Origin of the sequence: Empedobacter brevis, assembly GCF_965118635.1 — a bacterium.
GTDB classification, from domain to species: Bacteria; Bacteroidota; Bacteroidia; order Flavobacteriales; family Weeksellaceae; genus Empedobacter; species Empedobacter brevis_A.
The window spans coordinates 136,668-158,427 of sequence record NZ_CBCPHV010000002.1 but is presented as its reverse complement, the minus strand read 5'-3'; the positions used below and the strand labels follow the sequence as shown (position 1 = coordinate 158,427).

Below are 21,760 nucleotides of genomic sequence, written 5' to 3'. Positions count from 1 at the left end.
AATTCTTTTGTTAAAGGAAATTAAAATATGTTGGACTTTAACAAAAAAAGTTAAATTTGCTAATTGATAATCTTTTTATCAAACTTAGAATATTAAAATGAAATTAAAGTATATGAAATTTAAATCGAGTATGATGTTGCTAATTGCAGCATTATTTACGGTAAATACTTTTGCACAAACAGCAAAACCGACTCCAAAACGTCTTGCTAAAGTAGATGGTATAGCTGCTGTTGTCGGAAATCAGATTGTTTTGGAATCTGATGTAGATCGTGACTATTTATTGTCAAAACAACAAGGAATGCAAGTAGAAGACAAATGTGATTTCCTAAATGACATTATGTTAGACAAAATGTTGGTCGATCGTGCAAAACAAGATACTTTAATCAAAGTAACACAAGATGAGGTAACTCGTCAATTAAATGGTCAAATCGAAGGTTGGATCGCACAAGCTGGAGGTGAAAAACAAATCTTAGATTATTTCGGATTCCGTACAATGGCTGAAATGAAGAACGAGACAAAATATATTGTAGAAGATAATATTTATGCTCGTGAAAAAAGAAACATGGTTGTAAAAGGTGCAGATGCTACACCAGAAGAAGTTCGTTTATTCTTTGAAAAACACCAAGGTGAATTACCAGATGTAAAAGACGAAGTTTCAATCAGCCACATTGTAACTTTTCCAGAAGTTTCACAAGAAAATCAACAAAAAATTATTGATCAATTAAAAGAGATCAAAAAAGAAATCGAAGAAGGTGCTTCTTTTGCTACGAAAGCGATTTTATATTCAGAAGATCCAGGTTCTGCTAGTAACGGAGGAGAATATAAAAAAGTTTCTCGAGGTAAAATGGTAAAAGAATTTGATGCCGTTGCGTTCAACTTACAAGAAGGTGAAATTTCTGAACCATTCAAAACTGATTTTGGATATCATATTATTAAATTAGAAAAACGTCGTGGACAAGAATTGGATTTACGTCATATTTTAATTTCATTGAAACCAACTGAAGAAGAAATAAAAGCCGCTTACAATAAATTAGATTCAGTTCGAGTTTTAATCAACGACGGAAAAATGACGTTTAAAGATGCTGCTTTAAAATTTTCTGATGATAAATACACAAAGTTCAATTCAGGAAATATCATGAACCAAAATTCTGGTGATGACCGTTTCGAAAAAGTAGCTTTACCTCTACCAATGTTCTCTGCGATTGCAACATTAAATGAAGGAGATATTTCTCAAGTTTTCGAAGATGATTTTGAAAACCGTAAAGCATTAAGAATCTTAAAAATTAATAAATTCTATCCTGAACATAAAATCAACTATCAAGATGATTATTATAGAATCCAAAAATTTGCCGTTCAGGATAAAGAACGCTCAATGTTGATGGATTGGGTAAAACGCCAAGTTGGTGATGCTTACATCAAAGTAGGAAAAGAATATCAAAACTGTAATTTTCCTATCGATTGGGAAAAGAAAAACCAAAAATAATAAAACAGAAAACCTCGAGAAATTCTCGAGGTTTTTTTGTATTATTTAAACAGTAATATTTTTATTTAAGAATCGGAACTTGAGAAGGCCAAATTAATTTATTTGGATCAAATCCTACTTTCATCAACGAATCAGAAAATCTTTCTTTTACCTTATCAGAAATCTCTTTTTTACGCGACAATATCCAGATTTTTTTATAATCTTCACTTGCAACCAAAGCATTGTTGTAATCTTTGTCAAAATCTATTACATATAGTTTTTTTGCAAAAATTGGTAAAAACGCGGTTGAAAACAAGCCTACATTATCTATATCTTGTGTTGCAATTCCTTCAATTTTCTCCCACCCTTTTTTCTTCGGATTATAACCACGTACAATCACTTCCAATTGTCCACTATCTTCATCCAAATTAAAGCGATGCGTAACATTTGTTTGCCCTCTTTGAGGTTTATTCTCTAAGCGTGCAATTTCGTACCAACGCCCTAAAAATTCTTCTAAATCAAAATTTTGGGCTGGTTTATATTTTACATTTTTCTTATTATGTTTAACAATATATGCTGTTGTCCCTAAGGCTAAAGCCGCAAGAGCTAATTTCTTAAAATTCATTTTACTAAAACTTTATTTACAAATGTATCAATAAAATTAAATTTAAAAAACATGATTTTATATTTTTAATTAATTAAATTTTTATTTAACTTTATTAAAAGTAATTTTAATTTTATTTAAAACAATGAAAAAACTTCCCGTTATATGTCCTAGTTGCACAGAAGAATTAGCTGTTGAAAAGTTGATTTGCAACCATTGTGAAACCCAAGTTGTAGGAAACTACAAACTTCCTTTATTTCTTAAACTTACCAATGAAGAACAAGCATTTATTATGAAATTTTTTATGAATTCTGGAAGTTTAAAGGATATGGCAAAAGAATTTGAAGTGAGTTATCCAACCATGAGAAATAAAGTTGATGATTTGATTAAAAAAATAAATACAATATCAGATGAATAAAGAATTTACAGTTTCTATGTCGTCATTTTTTAAGACAACGACTTATTTATTAATCTCTCTGTTGATTTTGATTGGATTTGCAATGTCTTATAACGAACCTAATTTAACTCCTAATATTATATATTGGGCTGTTATAACTCCACTAATTATTGGTTGTTATCTTTTCTCTTTAAATAAAATTAAAGTTGATTTGAATAATATTTATCTTATTTCTAAAATTAGGACGACAATTATTCCTATAAATGAAATAGAAAATATTGCTAGAAAATCTCAAAATAATTTAATGATCATAGGAGCGCGTGGCATTTATGTATTGATTGGAATATCTATGGATAATTATAAATGCAATATAAAAGATCGTACAAAACTTGTTGCTATTGAACTAGAAAATGCAAAATATTTAATTAGTTGCGATTTACCTGAGGAATTCATTCACACAATAAATACACTAAAAAATGATAAAAAAAATCCTTAATCCGTTTGCTTATTTTGATGAAAAAACGTTGCTTTTTATTGGACTATTTGCTCATTTCTTTTTCACTTATATTGCCAAAATTAGTGAATCTTTTTTCCCTGATTTTTTAAGTATTAAGAAAAATGGAATTTCTTATTCTTATCTCGATTTATTGTATCAAAATACGAGAAATTTAGCAATTGCTATCCTCCTATTTTACATTTTAGGAAAAATCATCAATAACAGAACATGAGTTATAGATATTATAAATGTTGTGTTAATCTCGAGAATAGTTTATTATATGGTATTAATTATCAATTTTATTCCGATTGTGAACAAAAATTTAGATAAAGTTTTGAAAGGAATTTCATCTAATAATCTCGAAGTTTTACAAGAAACTCCAACAATGATTGTCCTTTTAATTGTTGCATTTATCTCATTATTTTTCTTAAGCAGTATGTTTTATTATTTGTTCATTGGTTTTAAAACTGTAACAAATATGAAAAGCACTAAACAAGTTCTTCCTTTCATTGCTGTCGTGTTATTTATTATCGTTTCAACTTCAATATTATCACTATTAATACCATTAAAAATATGAAAAAGGATATTTGTAATTCTTTAATAATAAATAATTCTTTATCTTAACTACAAAACCTCATAATTTAGTTTCATTAAAAATAATAATTTTATTGTTATTTATTGATCTACATCAATTTAAAACCAAATTCTTATTTATAAATTTGCATCTGTAATTGTTAGTCGTAACAATAAAATTTTAAGATTATACAAGTTTTTCATAGTATATAGGTTGGTTAGGTTATTAAAACAAAGAGCAAAAATGCTCTTTGTTTTTTTTATAAGAACATATTACTAACTTATCAATTAGCTAAAAATGGCTATTATTTGAAAGTTTGATAAGCTGTAATTTTAAAATTAAAAATGAAACTGCATTATCTGTTTATATTCTTTCCATTTTTCAATTGTTCGACGCAGAATAAATTAAAAATAGAAACGATTATTGAAACTCCTTCACGAATAACTTCTCAAAATACTGAAGCAAGAAAAAATAATCCGAAATCAAATACAAAAAGATTGGAACATGCAATCTTCATAAAAAACAAATCAAATAAAAATCTTGCTTTAAAATTACAAGGTAATATTTCTTCAGGCGGTCTTTCTATATACAATGTTAGAAAAATACATTTAGAAGAAGGACAAAAAATAGGGAATTCTATGACATTAAAATATAACGTAGAAATCTTAAATATTCCAGGGAAAGAAAGTGCAAACGTCAAAGGATATAATTATTCGAAGGAAGAATATTACAAAATTCCGAAAGATGTAGAAATCATTAAAGTGGAGTTATATGAAGATTATGTTACGCAACGAATGCATTCCAACTTACCAAAATCGAAACTTTTAGTAGAAAAAATCATTGATCTTTCTACTAAAAGTTGATTTAATCTTAATAGAATATTGATGGATTTCGTTTATTATCTTAACGAAATAATTCTAAAATCTCTTCTGTTTTTACTTTTCCAAAATAAGCTGTAACATCGACTTCGTTTAAAACGTTTGCAATTTCTTCTTCGTTGTGTTTAACACCAATTAGTTTATGTTCTAAATCTTCAATCGGTTCAGAAGCAAAGAAATCACCAAATATTTTTGCCTTTTCTATTGTTCCTCCTCGCTCAACATCCAAATGAACTTCGATAAAACCTGCAGGAATTTTCTTCGCATTTTTGAAATTATATTTTGGAGAAAATCCGAAATTCCAATCCCAGGTTTGATATTTTTCTTCAATCAATTTTGCAACTCCAGCCAAATCTTCGTTTGTTAATTTATAGATTTTAGAACCTTCATTTGTTGCTAACATTTCGTCAATCAACAAAGTTTTCAATTCTTCCGTTGTCATTTCGTTTGGAAAATATTCAATCAGATTAATCACTCGAGCTCGGTTAGATTTAATTGCTTTATCTACATATTTTAATGGATTAATCTTTAAAGCATTTTCTAAAACAGACATATCAGAATTAAAAAGTATCGTTCCGTGTTGAATCATTTTACCATTTCGAGCCAATTTTGCATTTCCACTAAACTTTTTTCCATCAACCAACAAATCGTTTCTTCCTTCTAATTTTGCAGGAACATTTAATTTATTCAATAAATTGATCACAGGTTTTGTAAACGTCGAAAAATCCATAAAATCGTTTTGTCCCAATAATGTATGGAAAGAAAAATTTAGATTTCCCAAATCGTGATAAACAGCTCCTCCACCCGACATTCTGCGAACGACTTTGATATTATTCTCGGTTAAATAATCTAAATTAATTTCGGCCAGCGTATTTTGGAATTTTCCAATAATAATTGATGGAGCATTGATGTACAATAAAAAAATATCTTCTGCTGGATATTGATACAATAAATATTCTTCTAAAGCTATATTGAAATAAGCATCGTGGGATGGCGAATCGATGATAATCATACTAATTATTTTTGTAAAGTTAGGAAGAAATTTATGGAATCAAAAGAGACAACTTTCAAAAGAAAGTTGTCTCATCGCATTTATAATATAAACTATTAAAAGGGATTTTAAATGTTTGTCATCATTTAAAATCCAGTAAACTTAACGCCTAAACTCATCCAAGTTGTTGGCAAAGGAATTGCTCCTGCTTCGTTATATGAAGTGTTAAAGATATTTTGCGCATCAAAATAAATGCTCAAATTATTCTTGAATGAATGATTAATTCTTGCATCGGTAATCCAATATGATTTATAAGATTGACGCGTATTGTATCGATTCGCCACACTTAAAGTAGTACTTCCGATTTGATAATCTATTGTATTGATTAACTGATGTTTTAAACTTTCTATTTTATATTTAGAATTGTAAATATCATCTACATTTTTGAACTTTGGATCAAGATAAGAATAGCTTAAAGAAAATTTTAAACTTTGTTTTGCTGAAAGATTTGCCAAGTAAGAAACTTTGGTATTAAATCCGTTTGTTCTTAAATCTCCAAAATTTTGAGCTTGCCAAGGTTCATTGGTTGTCAAACGTACCCAATCGATAAAATCTGTGATTGAACGATAAAAATAGTAACCATTTAATGTCCAATTTCTCTTATTGTACTTAAATCCAATTTCAGTTTGAAAAGCCTTTTCAGATTCTACATTTGGATTCCCTATATTTCCAGGACGTTGATCTAAATATAAATCTGTAAATGATGGAATACGCTGACTTGAACCTGCATTAACCATCAATTTCAAGTTTGAATTTACGGCATAACTTGCATCAATTCCAGGAAAAGCTTGCCAACCATATTGTGAATTGTAATTTACATAAGTTCCTACATTTACATTCAATTTTGGCGTTATATCTGTTTTATATTCCGCATAAAATCCGACATTATCTCGCGTATGATTTTTGATATTTGTAGAAGAAATTTGTTCATTTCTATATTCAACTCCTACTCCAATTTGCCCTTTATTTAATTGATAAGTAGAATTTACTTCTCCCGAAATAGAGTTTGAATAATGTAAAGATCGTGCTTTATTCAAATCATTTTTAAAATAACGATAATCATCAAAATTATAACGATAACTAACTCTTGGCGCTAATGAAATTCGATCGGAAAGCTTATGTTTTGACTGAATGTTAACCAATGTTGTTTCTACTACTTCTTTTGAGTTTTTATCACCCGGAGAAGCATAAAAACCATTTGCTCCAAAACCATTTTTCACATAACCATACGAAGCTGCTAAACTATTTGCATCATTAAATTCAAAATTACCTTGATAATACAATTTATTGTTTTCGTAAGCTGTGTTGTATCGATAACCATTTCCATAATCATGACTTACATACAACTGATGTTGATGCGTTTCTTTTGCTAAATTTGCACCAAGTTGCATACCTCTATTTGTGTATGTATCTCCTGTATCTTCAGCATCTTTCTTAAAATTTGTACCAAAATAAGTATTCGCATAAACTCCGGTTTTCTTAGGTTTACGTGTTACGATATTGATAACTCCTGTCAAACTATTATTTCCATAAACACGAGCAGCCGGACCACGTACCACTTCAATTCGTTCTATAGCTTCAATCGGAATAGGAAGATTTAACGCATTATGAGCCGTTTGATGATCCATAATTTTTACACCATTTAATAAAAGCAACGTTTGCTCAAAACTACCTCCATCCATCGAAATATCTGCTTGTGTACCAAATGGTCCACGTTGGCGCAAATCTATTCCAGATGCATATTGCAATACATCTTGTAAAGAACGAGCAGGTAATTTGTTTATTTCTGATTTGCTTAATACATATATATTTCTATTTTCTTTAGATAATGGTGTATTTAAACGATTATCTAAAATAGAAACTTCTCCTATTGCAATGGTATCATTCGTATTTTGTGCAAAAATACTTTGTGCTAATAAACACAATACCACAGTAAACTTCTTCATTTTTGATTAATTATTTTTATAAATGGAGTTAAATCCGGTACGAAAGTAGTATCTTTCCGACCTACCGTAATATACCAGTTTATAGATAATGAATAGTCCGGCTGAAATACCTTATAAAAGTTTTATCGAAATTGATCGTAATTCTAATACGCCAATATATCTCCAATTAGCTAATCAACTAGCTAAAGCAATACAACTTGGTTATATACCTAATGGAACAAAACTACTAGGAACTAGACAATTAAGTAAAATTTTAACGCTTCATCGAAATACAATTGTTAATAGTTTTCAAGAACTTGAAGCGCAAGGATGGATAGAAATTATTCCTAATAAAGGAAGTTATGTGCTAAGTTTAGCATCTCAAAAATTTCAGAAAACAATTGTACCAAATCAATTTTCTATTAATTCTTATCCAAATGAAACGGGTTTTGAATTTGAGCAATCTATACTTTTAGACAATCCTTACGAGAATTTCAATCAACGATTATATTTAACAGATGGCACAATCGATCATCGTTTGGCAGAACTAAAACTTCCTGCAAAATTATATTCAACTATTTTAAAACGTAAAACTTCTATTTCGAAAATCAATCAATCTAAGAATGATTATTTTTTGAAAAATTTAGCCAATTATCTCAATTTAACAAGAGGTTTACACATTTCGAAAGAGAATATTTTAGTCACAAGAAGTTCCGAAATTTCCCTATTTTTAATTGCTGAAATTCTATTGAAACAAAATGATTTTGTTGCTGTTGCAAGTTTAAGTTATTATAAAAGCAATATGATATTTCAAACTCAATTTGCTAAAATTAAACAAATAAAAACCGATGAATTTGGGATTGATACAAATGATTTAAGAAAATTGTGCGAACAATTTCCAATTAGAATTGTTTATGTTACGCCGCTTCATCATTATCCTACAACCGTTACATTAAGTTCTCAAAGAAGAGTAGAATTATTACAACTTTCGGAAGAATTTGGCTTTGCAATTGTGGAAGACGATTACGATTTTGACTTTCATTATAACAATCATCCTATTTTACCTTTGGCAAATTCAAATCAGAATGGAATGGTTATTTATACGGGAAAATTTGGGCATTATCTAGCTCCTGGTTATCGAATAGGATTTATTGTTGCACCGAAAAATTTAATTCTCGAAGCTAAAAAACATTTATCTATTCTCGATCAACAAGTTGATCCTTTTATAGAACAAGTTTTAGGTGAAATGATTAGCGAAGGCGAGATTAATAGAATTCTAAAAAAACATCGAAAAACATATCGTGAACGTTGCGATTATTTTTGTCAAAAATTAAAAACTGAATTAGCTGAATATATCCATTTCAGCATACCAAATGGAGGTTTAGCAGTTTGGATTAATTTTAATCAACCTATTAATTTGATGAAATTGAAACAAGATTGCGCAAAAAATGATTTATTTATTCCACAAACAATTTTATATCAAACACAGCATCAAACAGGAATTCGTATTGGATTCGCTCATCTAAATTTTGAAGAAATTGATGAAGTAATTTCCATTTTGAAACAAGAAATAACAAAAAAAGCTGAATAAATTTCAGCTTTTATATCAAATAGGATTTACTTTTTATCTCTTAATTTGAAAGTCCAAGTAAATTGAAATTCAGAAACAATATCACCTTCTTCATCAACTCCTCTACTTGTCACATTTAGCGAAATTCCTTTTTTTGTTTCAATTGCTTCTTTTATTGCTGCATCTATTTTTTCTCCATCTTCGCATGTAAATACAATTTTACCAACAGCTTTTTTCAAATACTTAGATTGCATTCCCAAAACTAGCATAGAAATATCTTCTCCAGATTTTGTTACTTTGGCATTTGCCATCAACCCAGAAGAAAACTCTGCTGCCATTCCTTGTACTGCCCAAAACATACTTTTGAACGGATTTTGATTAAGAAAACCATATTTTACTCTTGTCGAAACTTTATTTTCTTCCCAAGATTCAAGACGAACACCAGCAATCCATGCAATTGGAATTTGGGTTGTCAAAATATTTTTAAAAATTTCTTTATTCATATAAATAGATCTTATTTTATTCAAATTTCAATATAGAATAAATATGGAAATTGAGAACTATAATTAAAAAGTTTTTTTGAAAATGAAATTATTTAGGCTGATCTGATTAAAATTCTTTAGCAACATATTATTTAAAACAATAAGAAATTCAAATGTGAATGGATTTTTTTTATAAAAAGATTCTTTGTATTATTGCAACATATTTGCATTAAGAAATGAAAAGGCGAAATACTCCAACAAAACAAGCGGTTTTAGATTTGTTCGATTCGTGTTCTACGGCATTAAATCAGGAACAAATCGAGGCGGAATTACATGGGAAAATGGATAGAGCTACGATTTATCGTATTCTGAATAATTTTTGTAAAGATGGAATAATGCATAAAATTGTAGGAGATGATGGAGTAAATTATTTTGCGATGTGCAAAACGCATTGTGAACATAAACAACATCATCACGATCATTTTCATTTTCGGTGCAAAAGTTGCAATAAGCTAATCTGCTTGAACGAAGAAATAAAAATAAATTTACCAGAAGGATTTTTAATGCAAGATTGCAATTGTGTTATCACAGGAATTTGTCGAAACTGCAAAAACAACTAACAACAATGGATTTACAATGGTTCGTAAAATGGTTTAATTCACCATATTATCATATCTTATACAAAAATAGAAGCTTAACAGAAGCGGAAGATTTCATCAAGAAAATTACAGATTATTTACATCTCCCAAAACATGCAAAAATCTTAGATTTAGCTTGCGGAAAAGGTCGACATTCTATCACATTAAACAAATTAGGTTTTGATGTTTTAGGAATCGATTTATCGGAAGAAAGTATAAAATATGCGAAGCAATTTGAGAATGAAACCTTGAAATTCGAAAAACATGATATGCGCGAAGTTTATCATCCAAACGAGTTTGATGCAGTTTTCAATCTATTTACAAGTTTTGGATATTTCGAAGAATACGAAGATAATTTTAAAGTTTTTGAAGCTGTAAAAGAGCAAATAAAATCGAATGGAATTTTTGTTTTTGATTATTTGAATGCTGAAAAAACTGTTGCCACAATGATTCCTTATGAAGAAAAATTGATTGATGGAATATTATTCAAGATTACAAAATCTATTGAAAATGGTTTTATAAAAAAAGAAATTGATTTCACAGATAAAGGCGAAGATTTTCATTTCGAAGAATTTGTACGCTTAATTTACTTTAATGATTTCAAGAAAATATACGAAACGGAAGGTTTTATCTTAGATAAAGTATTTGGGAATTATAATCTTGATGCTTTTGATGAAAAATCTTCAGATCGATTAATTTTAGTTTTAAATAAATGATAGAAAGTTTAATCTTAATCTCTAGTGTTTTAATTGGTGTACTTTTCTCTCGAATTTTACTCAAAAATAAGCACAATTCTAAACTACTATTAACTTTTAGTGGAGCATATTTCTTAGCTATGACAGTTTTAGAAATTCTGCCACAAGTTTATGGACATCCTACTGAAAATCATAGTCATCATTCTATTGGATTATTTGTATTATTAGGCGTTATTGTTCAATATATTTTAGAAACTATTAGTAAAGGTGTTGAACATGGACATATTCATTTGCATCAGCAAGAGCAATTTCCATTTGGAATTTTTGGAGGATTGTTTTTGCATTCAATTATAGAAGGAATTCCAGTTGCAAATGCAGAATCTCACAATTTTATGTGGGCAATTTTTGTGCATAATATTCCCGTTTCGATGATTTTGTTTAGTGCATTATGTCAGCATACAGAATCCAATGCAAAGCGATTTCTTTTTATGGCGCTGTTTGCTTTAGCTGCTCCAATGGGATATTTCTTAGGAAAACATACGCTTATTTCTAATTATTCTTTGGAAATGAGTGCAATTGTTTCAGGAATATTTTTACATATTTCAACCGTTATTCTATTTGAAAGTAATGAAGGACACAAATTTAATTTAAAAAAGTTCGGTTCTATTTTGATTGGTTTCGTTCTTGCTTATCTCACAGTTTCAATGCACTCACATTAAAAGATAACAAAAAAGAAGTTCAAAATTGAACTTCTTTTTTGTTATTATAATATTTTACGATGATCTAGAACTAAAATTTCTCCATTCGAGACAAATTTCCATTTCTGATCTTTTTTACATTCAGGATTTTGTTCCACAGATTTAATATCAAATTTCACTTCGTTATTTTTCATGGAAATCGAAGTATGATAATCACATTCACCAACTTTCACATTTGTTGAAGCATTATCATTTGCTAACAAATCCGTTTCTGAAATAGATTTTATCGCTTCATTAATAATGTTTAAATCCAATTCATTGTAAATCAAATCAAAATTATCTGTAACCAAATTTGTCGATAAGCGAAATGAATTTGCCTCAATATCTGTACGAATCATTGTATTTTTAGTATTCAAATCCAATTCTTCAATTCGTTTTGGACAATCTAAATAATCTGGAATTTTTTGGATTTGTTTATTTTGCAAATCTCTTTGAAAAGCGTTCAATTCAGAAAATAATTTCAGTTTTTCAGGAGAAGCATTTGCATATTCTTCTGTTTTTTTTAAATCTTCAATAGAAAGTTTTTCAACTTCTAGCTTTTTTTCAGAACAATTTAACAAAAGAAATAAAGTGAAAAAAGAGTAAAAATAGTTTTTCATAAGCAAGTTTTTTGGTCTTGCAATTTTACGAAATCTTATCCTCAATTTCAAGTATTTAACACAACTACTATCAATATTTTTTCAAGTCGAAATTTAAAATAGTTGCTACTTTTAAGAATTCCTCATTAACACTTGCATTCAGTATAATTTCCTCATTTGTGATCGGATGATTAAAAACTAATTGATGAGCATGCAACATCATTCCTTTTAATCCAAAATTTTCTAACCACAATTTATTTTGTTTGTTACAACCATGTGGACGACTTCCTAAAATTGGATGAAAAATATGTTTGAAATGTTTTCGTAGTTGATGCATTCGCCCAGTTTCTGGAACAGCTTCCACCAAACAATAACGTGAAGTAGGATGTTTGTTATATTCTAAATCAATTTCCGAAGTTTGTAAACGATGAAAATAAGTAATTGCATTTTGTTTTACACCATCATCATTTGTCAAAGGATAATCAATCGTCATTTCTTCTGGTGACCATCCTCGCAAAATTGCCAAATATTTCTTTTCCACTTCGCGGGTTGCAAAACGATCATTCATTATTTTTAGACTTTCTTTATCTAAAGCAAAAAGTAAAACTCCTGAAGTTTTTCGATCTAAACGATGAATAGGATAAACATGCTGCCCTCCTATTTGATTTCTCAATTCTTGAATTGCAAAAACTTTGGCATCTCTCGCATAAAAGGATTTATGAACCAATAAACCACTTGGTTTATTAATTGCAATAAGTTGCTCATCTTGGTAAAGAATTTCTAACATTTGGCAAAAATAAAAAGTTATTTTCGGTTAGAAAATAGATCCTTCTTATATTTATTTGATTGTTACCACACTATTTTGTAAAACAAAAAGTCCTTATTATAAAAATAAGGACTTTTTTAATCTATAAGAATCAATTTATATTATAAATTATTTTCTTTTTACATTAACAGCGATTAAGCCTTTTTTTCCTTTTTCAATATCAAAAGTAACTTGATCATTCTCATTTACTTTGTCAACTAATCCAGAAACATGTACAAAAACATCTTCCCCTCCATTTGCGTTAGAGATAAAACCAAAACCTTTTGATTCGTTGAAGAATTTTACTGTTCCTTCTTGCATACTTATTTATTTAATTAATTTATTTTTTTCGAAATTTGAATTGCTCTGAATCCTTTTTCAGTCATTTCTTTCTTAAACTGAATTCTGTCTCCAACTTTTAGTAATTCTTTTGATTCTTTGAAATGAAAGAATACTTTATCGTTAGAATTAGGCACTTTTATAAAACCAAAACCTTTTGATTCGTTATATACATCAACTGTACCTTCTATAAAAACATCTCTATTATCAGATTCTAATCTTCTATTGTTCAGCAAATCAGCTTCTTTGTCTTGCAAATGAGGAGGTACATCTGTAAAATTCCCTAAAACATCAACATAAACAATCATTTCTTCTAATGATTTTCCTTTGTTGTTGTTATCTTTTCTGCTTTCTCTTTTGTTTAATTTTTCTAATTTTTTTAATGCTTTCTTTTTGCTATTTTCTTTTTTAGATGTAGAATCTGCCATAAATTTTTTTATAGTTTTTTTATAATTATTAGAAACCTAAGAAAATATGGATTGATTATCTAAATATATTTCACAGAGTAAAAACTTACAAGTATATATTTTAGAAAACAGAAGTTAAAATTATATTGACAAAGTCAATTAGTGAATTAAAAAAAGTAAAATAAAGAATACAATTGTAAACTATGTAAGATAATATATCTTCTCAAGTATGAGGCAAAGATAATAAATTTTAGTGAATTGAGCGTTATTTATTCATATAGAATTTTATAAACTTTCTTTCTCAAGCACTTATTTATTCAAAAATTATGTTATATTTCTTTTATTGATTAATTATCTATTCTTATTAAGAAGGAAAAAATCCAATTTCTGTTGGATTTTCAATCTTTATAAAAAGTTATATTGCCTAAATAATCTCGTAATGTTTCAAAGCATTCCAAATTCCATTGTCATCGGCAGAAGTTGTCACATAATCTGCAATTTCTCTAACATTGTCTTTTGCATCGCCCATTGCAACACCAATTGTACAACCTTTCAACATACTAATATCGTTGCCGCCATCGCCAAAAGCCATTGTTTTAGATAAATCTAATTGATGACGTTCAGCCATTCGTTCTATTCCTCTCATTTTACTAATATTTTTGGGATTAATATCAGCAAAATATTCTATCCATCTCGTTCCAACACTATTTGTCAAAACGTTTTTCATCAAATAATCTTCTTTCTCTTGATCCACAAAAAAATTCATCTGCATAATATTATCTTTCGGTAATGTTCTAGGATCTACAACTTCTGGAACTTTCATACCAAAATAAGCAAACGATTTTTCAACTTTTTCATTAATTCTATTTATACTAAACGCTTCTTTCGTCATATACGAAAACGAAAAAGGATTTTCGGCATCATATTGCAACAAAGCTTCTATATCGTCTTGATTGATATAATCTACAAAAAATGATTGACGATTTTCGTCTGAGCACATTCCGCCATTGTTATTAATATAACCATTAAAACCATATTCAAAAATATGTTCTGGCATATCGACCATATTTCGTCCTGTTGCGATATATATTTTTTTGTTTTTCTGTTTCAATAACTTCAACGCTTCAATTGTTGAATCACTTATTTCATGGTTTTCAAACCCTTGCAATGTTCCATCAAAATCGAAGAAAAAAGAATCTATCATAATTTTATTTTATTATTCAAAATTAAAAAAAGCAACCTTAATTGGTTGCTTTCATTTTGTTATTTTAACGCTAATTTAATAATTTCTATCGCTTTGTCTGCATCTTCCAACGAAATATTGAGATGCGGTCGCATTCGAACCGAATTTTCTCCACATGGCAATATAATTAGATGACTCTCGAAACAAGTTTTGATAAATTCAGCACGATCTTTGTCCGAAACAAAATCGAATGCGATAAATAATCCTAAACCTCGAACTGAATTTATTTTCTTTGTTTCTTTTGCAATCTCATTCAATTTATTGATGATATATTTACCTTTTTCAGCTGCATTTTCTACCAAATTTTCTTGTTCGATAACTTCTAAAATTAATTTAAAACGCAACATATCAATATAATTTCCACCGAAAGTTGAATTGATTCGGCTTGATTCTTTGAAAACATTGTTCGGAATTTGATCCATCTTTTCTTTATTGGCTAAAATTCCACAAACTTGCGTTTTCTTTCCAAAAGAGATGATATCTGGAATTACATCATAATGCTGAAAAGCCCACATTTTTCCTGTCATTCCCATTCCTGTTTGTACTTCATCAAAAATTAGGAGAATTTCTTCTTTATCACAAATTTCTCTCAATTTTTTAAAGAATTCTTTACGGAAAAAATTATCTCCTCCTTCTCCCTGAATTGGCTCAATAATAATACAAGCTATTTTATTTTTACGATCAGAAAGTACCTTCTCAATCTGTTCTATAGCTTGTTTTTCATGTTCTATTGTTTTAGAAAGATTTTCTTCTGTAACAGGATATTCGATTTTTGGATTATCTATTCGAGGCCAATTAAACTTCGGAAAATATTCATATTTTCGAGGATCTTTTGTGTTCGTCAACGATAAAGTATAACCAGAGCGCCCGTGAAATGCTTGTTTGAAATGTATAACTTCTCCTGCTTCTTGTTCTATTCCTTTAGAAAAATTTAATCTTGTTTTCCAATCAAACGCAGCTTTCAAAGCATTTTCTACTGCTAAAGTTCCGCCAGAAACAAAGAATAAATATTGTAATTCTTTTGGCATTGCAACGCGCTCAAACGTATCAACCAAATCTGCATAATCTTTTGTATAAATGTCTGACATGGCAGGTTTATTGACTGCATTTCGACCTAAAAAATCGATTTTTGAGACTAAATGTGGATGATTGTAACCAATTGCTGTTGAAGCGAACATCGAAAATAAATCTAAATATTCAACTCCGTTTTCGTCTACAACATAAGATCCGTGAGATTTATCCATATCCATTACAATTGGATATCCATCTGCTAATATATGTTTTGCTAATCTTTCGTGTACTGTACTCATTTTATGTGTGTTTTTTAAAAGTCAAACTTAATTCCTTGTGCCAAAGGTACTTCTGTCGAATAATTGATCGTATTTGTTTGTCTTCGCATATAAGCTTTCCAAGCATCTGACCCCGATTCTCTTCCTCCTCCAGTTTCTTTCTCTCCTCCGAAAGCTCCGCCAATTTCAGCACCAGAAGTTCCGATATTTACATTTGCTATTCCGCAATCAGAGCCTTGTTGACTTAAAAATAATTCAGCTTCACGAAGATTATTTGTCATAATAGATGATGATAAACCTTGTGCAACATTATTTTGAATCTCGATTGCATTTAATACATCTCCAGAATATTTGATTAAATATAAAATTGGTGCAAAAGTTTCGTGCTGAACAATATCAAAATGATTTTCAACCTCAGCAATAACAGGTTTTACATAGCAACCACTTTCGAAACCATTTCCCTCTAAAACACCACCTTCTACTATAATATTCCCTCCTTCTTGATTAATTTTTTCTAAAGCATTTGAATACATTTCAACTGCATCTTTATCAATTAAAGGTCCTACATGATTTGTTGTATCTAATGGATTTCCAATTTTTATTTGTTTGTAAGCATTCACTAACGATTCTTTTACTTTATCATAAATAGATTCGTGAACAATCAAACGTCTTGTTGTTGTACAACGTTGACCAGCCGTACCAACAGCTCCAAAAACTGCAGAAGTCAACATAATTTTTAAATCAGCATCTGGCGTAACGATAATTGCATTATTTCCACCTAATTCTAAAATTGTTTTACCTAAACGAGCAGCAACTACTTTGTTTACTGCAATTCCCATTCGAGTAGAACCCGTTGCAGAAACTAAAGCTACGCGAGGATCTTGCGCGATTAATTCACCAATCGCTTTATCGCCTATTACCAAAGAAGAAACTCCTTCAGAAATATTATTTGCTTTTAAAACTTCTGCTAAAATATGTTGACACGCAACAGCACACAAAGGCGTTTTTTCACTAGGTTTCCAAACAACAACATCTCCACAAACCAATGCTAAACAAGTATTCCAAGACCAAACAGCAACTGGAAAATTGAAGGCTGAAATCACACCTACAATTCCTAAAGGATGATATTGATCGTACATACGATGCAAAGGTCGTTCTGAATGGATTGTTGAACCATATAATTGACGTGATAATCCAACTGCAAAATCACAGATATCAATCATTTCTTGCACTTCTCCTAAACCTTCTTGATATGATTTTCCCATTTCATACGAAACCAATTTACCTAAAGAAGCTTTTTTCCCACGAAGTTTTTCTCCAAATTGACGAACTATTTCTCCTCGTTTTGGAGCAGGAATCATTCGCCATTCTTTAAAAGCTGATTGAGCTTTTTTTATTACTTCTTCATAATCCTCTTTGGTAGATGAATTTACTTTTCCAATCAGTTTACCATCTACTGGTGAATAGGAAGAAAACTCTTCTCCTTTTCCAAACCAAGTATTTCCTGTCGATGTACCAAGATTTTCAGAAGAAATACCTAATTCTTTTAATTCGTTTTCTATCATTTTTTTGTGTTATTTTGTGGTTATAACTTTTACCTAAATTAGTCAAAAGTTTCATAAATCAAAATTTTTAATAAATATTATTCAGAATAATTTTTAATTTAGTGAATAATCGTTAGATTTAATAAAATAAAACCGCATAAAATGAATTCAACTACAGATTATTTTAAGATTGATGATTTATTAACCGAAGAACATAAATTAATTCGTCAATCTGTTCGAGATTTTGTGGACAACGAAATAAAACCTGTGATAGATGATGCTGCACAACATCATAAAGATATTCCAGATTTAATGAAAAAATTAGGTGCAATTGGAGCTTTAGGACCATATATTCCTGAAGAATATGGAGGAGCTGGATTAGACCAAATGTCATATGGATTAATCATGCAAGAATTAGAACGCGGAGATTCTGCTATTCGTTCTGCTGCTTCAGTACAATCTTCATTAGTCATGTACCCAATATTTTCTTTTGGATCAGAAGAACAAAAACGCAAATATTTACCAAAATTAGCTTCTGGAGAATTTATTGGAAGCTTTGGATTGACTGAGCCAAATCATGGTTCTAATCCAGGTGGAATGGAAACTCGTTTAACTAAAAACGGAGATCATTATATATTAAATGGTGCTAAAATGTGGATTACAAATTCTCCTATTTGTGATATTGCTGTTGTTTGGGCAAAAGATGAAGAAGGTAAAATTCGTGGCGTTATTGTAGAACGTGGAATGCAAGGTTTTACAACGCCAGAAACATTGAACAAATGGTCGTTGAGAGCTTCTAAAACAGGAGAATTAGTTTTTGAAAATGTGAAGATCGAAGCTTCTCAAATTTTACCAGAAGTAAAAAGTTTACGCGGACCATTATCTTGTTTAAACTCCGCTCGTTATGGAATTTCTTGGGGCGTAATTGGTGCTGCAATTGATTGTTATGAATCTGCTTTGAAATATTCATTAGAACGAACACAATTTGGAAAACCGATTGCTTCTTATCAATTGCAACAAAAAAAATTAGCTGAATTTATTACAGAAATTACAAAAGCTCAATTATTATGTTGGCGATTAGGAACTTTAAAAAATGAAGACAAAGCAACTCCTGAACAAATTTCGATGGCAAAACGCAATAATGTAAAAATGGCTATTGATATTGCAAGAGAATCTCGACAAATTATTGGAGCAATGGGAATTGTGGGAGATTATCCAATGATGCGACATGCAGCGAATCTTGAATCTGTTATTACTTACGAAGGTACGCACGATGTTCATTTATTGATAACTGGCGCAGATGTTACAGGAATTAATGCTTTTGTGTAAGATATTTTTTCATACAATCATATATTTTTATAGGTTTACAATTCGTTTGTAAACCTTTTTTATTGATCAATTATGAAATTGAAATTATTTTTATTTATTACGTTTTGCATTCAGGCAATTGCTCTTAATGCACAAGAAAGTTACAAAATTACATATGAACGATTTTCGAATGGAAAGAAAGTCGAGGAAAGCAATCCGATACAAGTAATCGCAAATACGAAAGAAACTGTTATTGGAAAACAAAAAAGTTTTAATTCATCGACAAATTATCCTGATGAAATGATTTATTACACCAAAGAAAATCCTTCAATTCTCTCGATGATTACACAATTTGATTCAATAAATTCTATCATTACAAATGATTCTGTTTCATTCAATAAAACAATTTTTACAATTTCTAAAGAAACAAAACGAATCTTAGGTTTACGATGCAAAAAAGCTACAGCAAATATAAATTCAAATACAATAGATGTTTGGTTTGTAGATAATATGAATTTGAATGCTGCGCCAACTGCAGTTGGAATGAATTTGGGATTTGTATTAGAACTTACACGAAATAACAATTCGACAATTCGTGCTTCTAAAATCGAACGAGAAAAAGACTTAATTCCGAGCTTATTTATTCAAAAAGAATTACATCAAAATCGTATAGATTTACTTTCTTATAAAGATATTATTTGGAAGAAAAAGTTTGTAGATATTCCACTTTTATCACATCAACAAATTAATTTTAGTAACAATTTTTCTTCTAATGATTCTATTTATCGTTTTGCAAATGGAACTGTTGTCGTTCGAAAAATTAAAATTCCTCAAATAAAGGAAGGAAATCAAGTCTTTTTGAATGTCACTCAACAATCAAATGGAGATGCTTATGATAGAACTGGTTCTGTATTTTTGATTCCGCGCGATTCGAAAATCACATTTATGGATGCTTTACAAAAAGGAATCAAACAATTACCAATTTATACATCGGCAAATAATAAAATCTATCAAGGTTATTTTTTAACTGAAAATTATACGCCAATAGTTGAACTAATGCGCTTTTTTACTCCTTTTGGAATTAATAAATTCAATTATATTCAATTAAAAAATCAAACGTGGCAAACCGAAGCAAAATATCGTCAAGAAATTACAGAATTTCAAAATTTATTATCTAATCAAGAAGTATTAATCGGCTTTTTTATTGGAAACTATGATCAAGGTGGACATACAATTTCTGCAAATATATCTGTTCATCCTTCTGGTTCTGTAACATTACCAATTGAAAAGGTTTTACCTATTTTCAATACAACAAATGTTATGGAAATGGCTGGGCAAGAATATTCTACTTTGTTCGAAAATCCGAATGGATTTACAGTAGAATTCACATTGAAAGAAGATTATAATAATGCTAAATTGCGTTTTACAACAACTGGACATGGCGGTTGGGAAAATGGCGACGAATTTGTACCAAAAGAAAATAGTATTTTTCTTGATGGACAAAAAGTGTTTAATATTGTTCCTTGGAGACAAGATTGTGGTTCGTATCGTGCTTATAATCCTGCTTCTGGTAATTTTGACAATGGTTTATCGTCATCCGATTATAGCCGTTCTAATTGGTGCCCAGGAACAATTACAAATCCTTATTTTATAGATTTAGGCGATTTGAAAGCTGGTAAACATAGCATACAAGTAAAAATTCCGCAAGGAAAACCTGAAGGAAATAGTTTCAGTTATTGGAATGTTTCGGGAGTTCTTTTAGGAAAATAAAAAAATAAGAGCAAAAGTTTTAAAAAACTTTTGCTCTTATTTTTTGCTATTTATTAAAGCCATCAACCAATCTGCAATATCTTGATATACTTCTTCTTTCGTCGATTCATTCAATATTTCATGTCGGAGATTTGGATACAATTTTATTGATACTTTTTCGAAACCATTTTGCTCTAAATCATTATAAGATTGCAAAACTCCTTTCCCAAAATCACCAATTGGATCGTTTGCTCCGCTCACAAAATAAATAGGTAAAGATTTTGGTATTCCTTGTGTCCAATTCTTTTTTGTCGCTTGAATGTTTAAATTAATCAATGTATAAAAACCATTAACAGTAAAAGGAATTCCACAAAGAGGATCTTTGAGAAAATTTAAACGATTTTGCTCATCTAAACTAAGCCAATTCGTTTCATGAAAATTTTCTTCATTTTTGAAATGCTTATTATTTGATTTTGAAAAAATCGTGTTAAGTAACTTACTTCTTTTATGGGGAATCAATTTATTTAGAAAACTTAAAAAACTACCTAATAATTTAATTCCAGGAATTCTACCTCCTGTTCCCATTATTATTGCGCCATCAAAATGATCGCCATATTGTTGTAACAAACATCGTGTAAGAAAAGATCCCATCGAATGTCCCATAATAAAATGCTGAACTGAAGGATATTTATCCTCTAACGATTTAGCTAAATCTTTTGCAATTTTTATTAATTCATCTTTCGGATTATTTAAACAAAAAAAACTAAAATCTTCTTTATTTTTTACTGTTTTTCCGTGTCCTAATTGATCGTATAATAAAACTAAAATTCCTTTTTCTGCTAAAAAATTTGCAAATTTTTCATACCGCTCGCTATGTTCTTGCATTCCATGAACAAGAAGCAAAGTAGCTTTAATTTCCCCTTTTGGAAGGATTTCTCGATGATAAATATTTTCTGATCGTGACATTT

Annotated in this window: 23 protein-coding genes; 11 read left to right on the top strand and 12 right to left on the bottom strand. The window is 29.5% G+C overall.

Features of this window, described 5'->3' with window-relative positions:
* Positions 1-112: 112 nt before the first annotated feature.
* Entirely contained in the window at positions 113-1,483 is a 1,371-nt protein-coding gene (locus tag ACMHJW_RS03070) for a peptidylprolyl isomerase (RefSeq protein ID WP_413531950.1), read from the top strand.
* A gap of 61 nt (positions 1,484-1,544) precedes the next feature.
* On the opposite strand, the gene ACMHJW_RS03065 is transcribed toward ACMHJW_RS03070, so the two are convergent.
* Positions 1,545-2,087, bottom strand: coding sequence for a lipocalin family protein (locus tag ACMHJW_RS03065; protein ID WP_413531949.1), 543 nt, complete (start codon positions 2,085-2,087; stop codon positions 1,545-1,547).
* Between the two features lie 124 nt (positions 2,088-2,211).
* On the opposite strand from ACMHJW_RS03065, the gene ACMHJW_RS03060 reads away from it, so the two are divergent.
* The 4 genes from ACMHJW_RS03060 to ACMHJW_RS03045 all read left to right on the top strand — a co-directional run bounded on the left by ACMHJW_RS03060 (position 2,212) and on the right by ACMHJW_RS03045 (position 4,396).
* Entirely contained in the window at positions 2,212-2,484 is a 273-nt protein-coding gene (locus tag ACMHJW_RS03060) for a DUF2089 family protein (protein WP_413531948.1), read from the top strand.
* Positions 2,477-2,959: a PH domain-containing protein gene (locus ACMHJW_RS03055; RefSeq protein ID WP_413531947.1), complete on the top strand. Its 483-nt coding sequence runs from the start codon at positions 2,477-2,479 to the stop codon at positions 2,957-2,959. Before ACMHJW_RS03060 ends, ACMHJW_RS03055 begins: the two co-directional genes overlap by 8 nt.
* Complete coding sequence (locus ACMHJW_RS03050) at positions 2,940-3,191, top strand: hypothetical protein (protein WP_413531946.1); 252 nt, start codon at positions 2,940-2,942, stop codon at positions 3,189-3,191. The genes ACMHJW_RS03055 and ACMHJW_RS03050 overlap by 20 nt, the downstream gene beginning before the upstream one ends.
* 686 nt (positions 3,192-3,877) lie before the next feature.
* Positions 3,878-4,396, top strand: coding sequence for a hypothetical protein (locus ACMHJW_RS03045; RefSeq protein ID WP_413531945.1), 519 nt, complete (start codon positions 3,878-3,880; stop codon positions 4,394-4,396).
* 40 nt (positions 4,397-4,436) lie between these two features.
* Here ACMHJW_RS03045 and ACMHJW_RS03040 read toward each other — a convergent pair whose 3' ends face one another.
* Positions 4,437-5,423, bottom strand: coding sequence for a lipoate--protein ligase (locus ACMHJW_RS03040; protein WP_413531944.1), 987 nt, complete (start codon positions 5,421-5,423; stop codon positions 4,437-4,439).
* A 125-nt stretch (positions 5,424-5,548) separates the two neighbouring features.
* On the bottom strand, positions 5,549-7,408 hold the full coding sequence (locus ACMHJW_RS03035) for a TonB-dependent receptor plug domain-containing protein (protein WP_413531943.1): 1,860 nt from the start codon (positions 7,406-7,408) through the stop codon (positions 5,549-5,551).
* 88 nt (positions 7,409-7,496) lie between these two features.
* Here ACMHJW_RS03035 and ACMHJW_RS03030 point away from each other — a divergent pair, with 88 nt between their 5' ends.
* A complete protein-coding gene (locus ACMHJW_RS03030) occupies positions 7,497-8,978 on the top strand; it encodes a PLP-dependent aminotransferase family protein (protein WP_413531942.1) in 1,482 nt (493 codons plus the stop codon).
* Between the two features lie 26 nt (positions 8,979-9,004).
* Here ACMHJW_RS03030 and ACMHJW_RS03025 read toward each other — a convergent pair whose 3' ends face one another.
* On the bottom strand, positions 9,005-9,460 hold the full coding sequence (locus ACMHJW_RS03025; RefSeq protein WP_413531941.1) for a DUF4442 domain-containing protein: 456 nt from the start codon (positions 9,458-9,460) through the stop codon (positions 9,005-9,007).
* Positions 9,461-9,675: 215 nt separating this feature from the next.
* On the opposite strand from ACMHJW_RS03025, the gene ACMHJW_RS03020 reads away from it, so the two are divergent.
* The 3 genes from ACMHJW_RS03020 to ACMHJW_RS03010 are packed head-to-tail and all read left to right on the top strand — an operon-like array spanning position 9,676 to position 11,491.
* Positions 9,676-10,059, top strand: a complete 384-nt coding sequence (locus tag ACMHJW_RS03020) for a Fur family transcriptional regulator (RefSeq protein WP_413531940.1) — start codon at positions 9,676-9,678, stop codon at positions 10,057-10,059.
* 5 nt (positions 10,060-10,064) lie between these two features.
* Complete coding sequence (locus ACMHJW_RS03015; RefSeq protein WP_413531939.1) at positions 10,065-10,793, top strand: class I SAM-dependent methyltransferase; 729 nt, start codon at positions 10,065-10,067, stop codon at positions 10,791-10,793.
* Positions 10,790-11,491: a ZIP family metal transporter gene (locus ACMHJW_RS03010; protein ID WP_413531938.1), complete on the top strand. Its 702-nt coding sequence runs from the start codon at positions 10,790-10,792 to the stop codon at positions 11,489-11,491. The genes ACMHJW_RS03015 and ACMHJW_RS03010 overlap by 4 nt, the downstream gene beginning before the upstream one ends.
* A 44-nt stretch (positions 11,492-11,535) precedes the next feature.
* Here ACMHJW_RS03010 and ACMHJW_RS03005 read toward each other — a convergent pair whose 3' ends face one another.
* From ACMHJW_RS03005 to ACMHJW_RS02975, 7 genes are all read right to left on the bottom strand, one after another.
* Entirely contained in the window at positions 11,536-12,129 is a 594-nt protein-coding gene (locus tag ACMHJW_RS03005; RefSeq protein ID WP_413531937.1) for a hypothetical protein, read from the bottom strand.
* 70 nt (positions 12,130-12,199) lie between these two features.
* Positions 12,200-12,895 carry a pseudouridine synthase gene (locus tag ACMHJW_RS03000; protein ID WP_413531936.1) on the bottom strand — a complete coding sequence of 232 codons (696 nt, stop codon included), beginning with the start codon at positions 12,893-12,895 and terminating at the stop codon, positions 12,200-12,202.
* A gap of 147 nt (positions 12,896-13,042) precedes the next feature.
* A complete protein-coding gene (locus ACMHJW_RS02995) occupies positions 13,043-13,234 on the bottom strand; it encodes a cold-shock protein (protein ID WP_413531935.1) in 192 nt (63 codons plus the stop codon).
* Positions 13,235-13,248: 14 nt separating this feature from the next.
* Positions 13,249-13,680 carry a cold shock domain-containing protein gene (locus ACMHJW_RS02990; protein WP_413531934.1) on the bottom strand — a complete coding sequence of 144 codons (432 nt, stop codon included), beginning with the start codon at positions 13,678-13,680 and terminating at the stop codon, positions 13,249-13,251.
* A 403-nt stretch (positions 13,681-14,083) separates the two neighbouring features.
* Positions 14,084-14,863 (bottom strand): HAD family hydrolase, encoded by a 780-nt coding sequence (locus tag ACMHJW_RS02985; RefSeq protein ID WP_413531933.1) that lies wholly within the window; start codon positions 14,861-14,863, stop codon positions 14,084-14,086.
* Between the two features lie 59 nt (positions 14,864-14,922).
* A complete protein-coding gene (lat, locus tag ACMHJW_RS02980) occupies positions 14,923-16,212 on the bottom strand; it encodes an L-lysine 6-transaminase (protein ID WP_413531932.1) in 1,290 nt (429 codons plus the stop codon).
* Between the two features lie 14 nt (positions 16,213-16,226).
* Complete coding sequence (locus ACMHJW_RS02975) at positions 16,227-17,756, bottom strand: aldehyde dehydrogenase family protein (protein WP_413531931.1); 1,530 nt, start codon at positions 17,754-17,756, stop codon at positions 16,227-16,229.
* 141 nt (positions 17,757-17,897) lie between these two features.
* On the opposite strand from ACMHJW_RS02975, the gene ACMHJW_RS02970 reads away from it, so the two are divergent.
* Both ACMHJW_RS02970 and ACMHJW_RS02965 read left to right on the top strand, forming a co-directional pair.
* On the top strand, positions 17,898-19,064 hold the full coding sequence (locus tag ACMHJW_RS02970) for an acyl-CoA dehydrogenase family protein (protein ID WP_413531930.1): 1,167 nt from the start codon (positions 17,898-17,900) through the stop codon (positions 19,062-19,064).
* Between the two features lie 72 nt (positions 19,065-19,136).
* On the top strand, positions 19,137-20,813 hold the full coding sequence (locus ACMHJW_RS02965; RefSeq protein WP_413531929.1) for a PNGase F N-terminal domain-containing protein: 1,677 nt from the start codon (positions 19,137-19,139) through the stop codon (positions 20,811-20,813).
* Positions 20,814-20,849: 36 nt separating this feature from the next.
* Here the strand turns inward: ACMHJW_RS02965 and ACMHJW_RS02960 are convergent, their stop codons facing one another.
* Complete coding sequence (locus tag ACMHJW_RS02960; RefSeq protein ID WP_413531928.1) at positions 20,850-21,758, bottom strand: alpha/beta hydrolase; 909 nt, start codon at positions 21,756-21,758, stop codon at positions 20,850-20,852.
* Between the last annotated feature and the right edge of the window lie 2 nt (positions 21,759-21,760).